The organism is Pseudomonas sp. EGD-AK9, assembly GCF_000465935.2.
Lineage (GTDB): Bacteria > Pseudomonadota > Gammaproteobacteria > Pseudomonadales > Pseudomonadaceae > Aquipseudomonas.
The window spans coordinates 1-5888 of record NZ_AVOF01000206.1 but is presented as its reverse complement, the minus strand read 5'-3'; the positions used below and the strand labels follow the sequence as shown (position 1 = coordinate 5888).

The window sequence follows — 5888 nt, the reverse complement described above, 5'->3', positions numbered from 1 at the left end:
CCGCGTTCAGTTACCAACTGAACAGCTTCAACCTTGAATTCCCGGCTGAATTGCCTTCTCTTTGCCATTTGCTATCTCCTGTTTCATCGACCACCTTAACAAAGTGTCTTTGAAACCGGCAGCAGCCCAAAGTTCGTAGCTCTCAGCCAAAAACCAGTGGTGTTGCCTGTTAGTGTGGCGATCTAAATCGTGAACCTTCATGTTGGACGCTCCTGTCGGTTCAAGTGGGTGGGTAAACACCTCCACATTGGCACATCGCGATGCCGCTGAGGTGGGGGGCGGTCATCCCATTGGTCGGCGTCATCACTTCGGATCTGCGGCGGTCGGCTGCACGGTCTGCTCGAACTCTAGCTGCAGGCGCAGACCGGATACGATGCCCGCGACGATATCGCTTCCGGATGTGGAGCCGATAGCCAAGACGCGCGCCAAGGGCGCGAGAAAATCGTTTTCGGTACCGTGCATCAGTCGTTCAATCAGTTCGCTGATGATGGCGCGGACGCGACCAGTTGCCGCCTTCGACAGCGCCGCGTAGCTAATCGCGTTGGTGGCAAACTCGGCCCCGACGATCATTTCCAGACATTCGCAGCGCAAGGTCTGACTTGGGCTGCGCAAGACATTCAGGACCGCGAAAAGGCCGACTAGGTAGTCGTCGCCTGACGGCGTCAGTCCGGGCCCGAGACCGATCATCGACTTCGCATGTATACGGGCGTCATCGATGTTCCGGCGCAGCAGCGCATTGCACAGGCGACCCGAACGAGCCGCCAGCGCCGCCGATACATCATGCTCGAAAGTGCTGCCACCGGCTAGAAGACGCAGCATGCCGCCCGCATCAGCGGCGCATTTGAGATAAACAGTTAGTGCGTGGAGATTGCGTCGGAGCAGCGAAGCGTCGGCGGGATACCGCGGTAACTCGCCGCTCCAGCCCTTGACATCTCTGAATCGTACGTCCAAGAAGGGGCCGACGTGCATCAGATTTCCGACGGTACTCACCCGCTGGCGCGCAGCGACGTGGATCTCACTGAAGTCTGCGCTGTCGACAATGATGGTGTCGGGTGCGTTATCAAGATCGCAACTGGCCAGCGTAAACAATCCGCCACCCGAAAGCTCGATGTTGATAACTCGCTTGAAGACGCTATGCACTCGGCCGCCGAAGCCTACGCTGCTAAGCGAGCGCATGAACACCATGTCGGCGCTCAAGGCGGCCATCACATGCAGTGGCTTGCCTGCAACCGTTCCGGTGTGCGGTTCTCTGCCTGTGTGCACCAAAGTCATCATTGCACCCTCAACATTTTGTATTCTGAACCAGCAAAACTATACCTCGTGCGAGGTTACGTTCACCAGATCACCCCAAGGCAGACGACATCCTGCATGAGCACCAAGGGTCCGACGGCGGAGATCATGCTGCAATCATTGCACCGGGCTAACGCGCGGCAACGCTTTCAGACTTCATTGCTGGTTTAATGACGAACGAAGGGTAAGCCAATCGCCGCGGACGCTTGCGCACCGCGGCCAATGGCGGCGAGAATCGCCAATGCAACGAAATAGGGCGTCATCTGGATGACGTAGGAACTGACCGGCAGCCCCCATCCTTGCACGAGCAATTCAAGCCCCGCGACTGCCCCAAACATCAAACAGCTAATTACAGTGCCAAGCGGCATCCAGCGCCCAACGATAATGGCCGCGAGAGCGATGAATCCACGCCCATTGGTCATTCCATCGGTGAAAGTTCCAACCTCCTGCAGGCTGAGTACGGCCCCCCCTAAACCTGCAAAAGCGCCACCGACGACTATCGCCAGGATACGAATTCGCACCGGATCTGCGCCGACCGCAAACGCAGCGTCTGGATTTTCCCCTGTCGCGCGCAGCAAGAGCCCGTTACCTGTCTTCAAGAAAAAATGTACAGCGACTGCCAGACCAAGGGCCGCATAGACCAATGCAGGCTGTCGAAACAGGATCGGGCCGATGATCGGCAAATCCGCTAGATATGGGATTGGCAAAATTGCCAAGGTCTCGAACTGAACGACGGGGGCAGTACCTCCGAATAGGCCACGCAGCAGAAAACTTGTAAGGCCGAGTGCGAGGATATTTACGGCCAACCCGGTCACAATCTGGTCTGCATGGAACTTTGCAGTTGCAATAGCAACAATGAGCCCAAGCGCAGCGCCACTTGCGGCGCTGACAATCAGGCCTGCGCCAGAACTTCCGAGCGACATCGTCGCGACTGCGCCACCAAACGCCCCTGCCAGCATCATTCCCTCGATGCCCACGGCAAAAGTCCCGGCTTTCTCAGAGATGAGTCCGCCAATTGCCACAAAGAGAAGCGGGGTCGCTACGCGAATTGACGCTCCGAGAAACTCTATTAAAAGATTGCCATCCATAAATCACCTACACCCTGCGAAGGCGCGTACTCATGCCGATTGAACTCAATACAAAAACCATGGTCAACCCCACGATGACAAAAACCAACGAAGAAGGGACACCCACCTCGCGCTGCATAGACAGAGCGCCGGCCTCTAGGAAGCCGAGGAACAGGCCCGCTGGCAGCACGGCAATAGGGTTTGTAGCCGCCAAAAGAGCCACGGCAACGGCGCTGAATCCGAATCCAAGCGAGAAACCCTCGATCAGACGGTAATGAATCCCCATAATTTCAATGCTGCCAGCAACGCCCGCCAAAGCGCCCGCAATCATCATGATGGTGAACGTACATTGCGACCTGGACACGCCTGCGTAATCCGCAGCAGCATGGCTTTCTCCTATCAGGCGTAAGCGAAACCCGAAAGTTGTTCGCCACAAGACAAAATGTCCAACGACCACGGCAAGGACTGCAGCGACGATGCCGATATGCAAGTCCGTCCCTGGCAATAATTTGGGAAGCCAAGCCATTTCCGTGAGAATGGGTGACTGCGGGAAACCGGCCCCCGGGTCGCCCAATACGCCGTGCAGCAAATGACCAACAAACAGCAGACCGACAAAATTGAGCAGCAGAGTCGTCAAAACGACGTGAACGCCGCGTTTGACGCTGATGACCGCGGCGATCCCTGCCCACGCAGCGCCGCCGACTGCTCCCGCGACGACCGCAGCAGGTATTAATACGAGCGGCATATCGGGGAAGTAGAGCGCGACCGAGGTCGATGCCAGTCCTCCAACGGCAATCTGTCCTTCTGAGCCTATGTTGATGACCTTTGCGCGAAAGCAAAGGGCAACTCCGACCCCGGTGAGAATATAAGGCGTGCTCCTGTTGAGTCCAAACGCAATCCGATCCGTCGAGCCGAAAGCGCCATTCAGCAGCGCCCAATAGGCGGCTGAAGGATTCTTGCCGGAAATCGCAATCAACACTGCGGTTATTGCAAAAGCAAGCAAGACCGCAATGAGTACAAGCAACATGGTTCGCAGACCGTCCGAACCGAAGATCTCACTCAACACGCCGGTCGCGCGGTTGACGACCGGAAGCGCAACATCCGTGCTGGTGGTGTGGCTTTCTTTGCGAGGTGCAGTCATACTAATTCCGCTACTTGAGCCGGCCGGAGCGCTGTGGTTCCGGCCATCGCCAAGCCGATTTCGGTGACATCTACCTGTTCCCGAGGCACAGCCTCCGACAGCCGTCCTGCACAGATAACGGCTATTCGGTCACCCAAAATCAGAACTTCATCCAATTCGGTGGATAGATAGAGTATCGCCACGCCCGCATCTCGCAATGCCAGCACCTGGTCGATGACAAACCGTGTGGCACCCGGATCCAAGCCCCACGTAGGCTGGTGTGCGATCAGCACTTTTGGGCTGCGTCCAATCTCGCGCGCAAGGACAATTTTTTGTTGATTGCCGCCCGACAAAGTTTGCACCGGTGTGGTCGATCTGGCGACGTTGATCCCGAACTGTCCAATTCTTCGAACTGCAGACGAGCGGATAGCAGAAAAGTCGAGTAAGCCGTGACGGGAAAACGGCGGATTAAAAAAATCCCGAAGGGCAAGGTTTTCTTCGACCGACATGCTTGGCACCAGGGAAGTGTGAATCCGATCCACCGGGATATAAGAAATGCCAGAAGAGAGTCGAAATCGAACATTGGCGCGGGTGATATCACGACCATCCAACAATATGCTGCCCTGATCTGAACTCTTCAAGCCAGCGAGTACGTTCACGAAATCAGCCTGACCATTACCGTCAATGCCTGCGATAGCGACGATCTCTCCAGCATGCAAAGACAGGTTGATATCGGTGAGTTTCATGACACCGCTGGCGCCACGTTGTGACAATCCTTTCACAGTCAGAACCTCCGGTCCGAGCGCGCGCTCTACACGCCTTATCGGTGGTGGCACCTCCCGTCCGACCATCATCTGAGCCAAACTCGTTTTGGTTGCGGATTTTGCGGCGCATTGGCCGATGACTTTCCCGTCCCGCAGCACGACGATGTCGTCGCAGACCTCCAAAATCTCACCAAGCTTGTGCGAAATGAAAATAACCGACTTTCCCTGTTCTCGAAGCTGTCGCATGACGTCGAGAAGTTGCTTAACTTCCGGGGGACTCAAGTTCGATGTCGGCTCATCAAGCACAAGGAGATCGGCGCCACGGATAATCGACTTCACAATCTCTACTCGCTGTCGGCTGCCGTAACTAAGTTGCCCGACCTTCGCGTCAGGATCGACCTCCAACCCGTAAGTTCTACTTGCGTCCACGATTAGTTTGGCGCATTGCTGAGCGCGCACTGGATGACCCAATTCATTCCACCCTAGCATGACGTTTTCAGTTACCGTCATCGCGTCGACCAGCATAAAGTGCTGATGGATCATGCCGATGCCGACGGCAATCGCGTCCTTCGGCGTGTGTCCGGTCAGCTCACGCCCTTTGAAAAAGATCTTTCCTGCATCTGGTCGCACGATGCCGAAAAGAATCTTCATCAGCGTGCTTTTGCCAGCGCCATTTTCGCCGAGTAGGCCCAAAATCTGTCCTCGTCCAACTTTGACATCAATGCCGCGCGCTGCGCGTAGCGAACCGTAGTCCTTGCAGATACCACGCATTTCCAACATCAGATTCTCCAATTTGGCGGGGACGCGAGGATCAGATTCCACCGCGTGCATCTTGGCGTGTTACGTTGATCTTCAGCTGGCCTGACGCCAACTGCTTTTTGATCTTTTCCAGTTCGCCAACCACTGAGGCGGGAACCGCCGGGTTGAATTCGAGTTCTTTCGAATAGCGTAAACGTGCACCGGTTGTTCCGCTGCTTCCCAAGCCATAAATCAGATACTTGCCGCCAACACTTTCTGTCTTGTTTTGCTGAACGGCTGCGGCATACATCTCCGGCCATTCTTCGACGACATTTGCGAGCACAGCCTCCGGCGCAATCTGTGTGTGCCCCAGCGAACGCCCTGTAACAAAAACACCTCTTTCCTTCGCCGCTTTGATGAGCCCGGCTTGACCAGCATTCAGTTTTCCAGAAACTACGTCAGCACCGCGCGTGATCAGCGATAGCGCCGCTTCCTTCGCAGCTGTCGGGTCTTCCATGCTTTGCAGATAGATAACCTTTACTTCGATATTCGGTCGTACACTTATTGCGCCCTTTCGGAAGGCGCCAACTTGCGCCGTCACGGTAGGTAACCCTTCAAGGCCGCTAATAGCACCGATCTTGTTTGTCTTGGACATGCGAGCAGCAAGAACGCCCATTAGGTAGCCGAACTGTGCGTTGTCGTACTCAATTGATGCAACATTCTTCCCCGAACCGGTGGCTCCTGATCCGATTAGGAATAGCGTTTTCGGGAACTCCGGCCCGACCCGCTGAGCCGCTGAGAGAAAGCGACCCGAATGTCCAACCACAACATCAACTCCCTTCCGGGCATATTGACGCATACTTTCAACCATATCTGCAGCTTGAACGTTTTCGGAGTAAGTAACGTTCC

At 55.7% G+C, this 5888-nt stretch carries 6 protein-coding genes; all 6 read right to left on the bottom strand.

The features are described 5' to 3' along the window. Nucleotides 1–27 precede the first annotated feature (27 nt). Complete coding sequence (locus N878_RS28360) at nucleotides 28–201, bottom strand: hypothetical protein (protein ID WP_156350873.1); 174 nt, start codon at nucleotides 199–201, stop codon at nucleotides 28–30. Between the two features lie 102 nt (nucleotides 202–303). Continuing rightward, nucleotides 304–1272 carry a DUF2877 domain-containing protein gene (locus N878_RS10960; RefSeq protein ID WP_063160298.1) on the bottom strand — a complete coding sequence of 323 codons (969 nt, stop codon included), beginning with the start codon at nucleotides 1270–1272 and terminating at the stop codon, nucleotides 304–306. A 185-nt stretch (nucleotides 1273–1457) separates the two neighbouring features. Beyond that, a complete protein-coding gene (locus tag N878_RS10955; RefSeq protein WP_021443699.1) occupies nucleotides 1458–2378 on the bottom strand; it encodes an ABC transporter permease in 921 nt (306 codons plus the stop codon). Between the two features lie 7 nt (nucleotides 2379–2385). Beyond that, nucleotides 2386–3498 carry an ABC transporter permease gene (locus N878_RS10950; protein ID WP_021443698.1) on the bottom strand — a complete coding sequence of 371 codons (1113 nt, stop codon included), beginning with the start codon at nucleotides 3496–3498 and terminating at the stop codon, nucleotides 2386–2388. Next, nucleotides 3495–5021, bottom strand: a complete 1527-nt coding sequence (locus N878_RS10945) for an ABC transporter ATP-binding protein (RefSeq protein WP_021443697.1) — start codon at nucleotides 5019–5021, stop codon at nucleotides 3495–3497. The genes N878_RS10950 and N878_RS10945 overlap by 4 nt, the downstream gene beginning before the upstream one ends. 31 nt (nucleotides 5022–5052) lie before the next feature. Continuing rightward, nucleotides 5053–5888 (bottom strand): BMP family protein (locus N878_RS26775; RefSeq protein ID WP_156350872.1); only part of this gene is annotated, 836 nt, incomplete at its 5' end.

What these genes read in the sequence shown, in the direction of transcription:
- N878_RS28360 (WP_156350873.1), bottom strand. Translation starts at nt 201, where the DNA reads ATGAAGGTTCACGATTTAGATCGCCACACTAACAGGCAACACCACTGG.
- N878_RS10960 (WP_063160298.1), bottom strand. Translation starts at nt 1,272, where the DNA reads ATGACTTTGGTGCACACAGGCAGAGAACCGCACACCGGAACGGTTGCA.
- N878_RS10955 (WP_021443699.1), bottom strand. Translation starts at nt 2,378, where the DNA reads ATGGATGGCAATCTTTTAATAGAGTTTCTCGGAGCGTCAATTCGCGTA.
- N878_RS10950 (WP_021443698.1), bottom strand. Translation starts at nt 3,498, where the DNA reads ATGACTGCACCTCGCAAAGAAAGCCACACCACCAGCACGGATGTTGCG.
- N878_RS10945 (WP_021443697.1), bottom strand. Translation starts at nt 5,021, where the DNA reads ATGTTGGAAATGCGTGGTATCTGCAAGGACTACGGTTCGCTACGCGCA.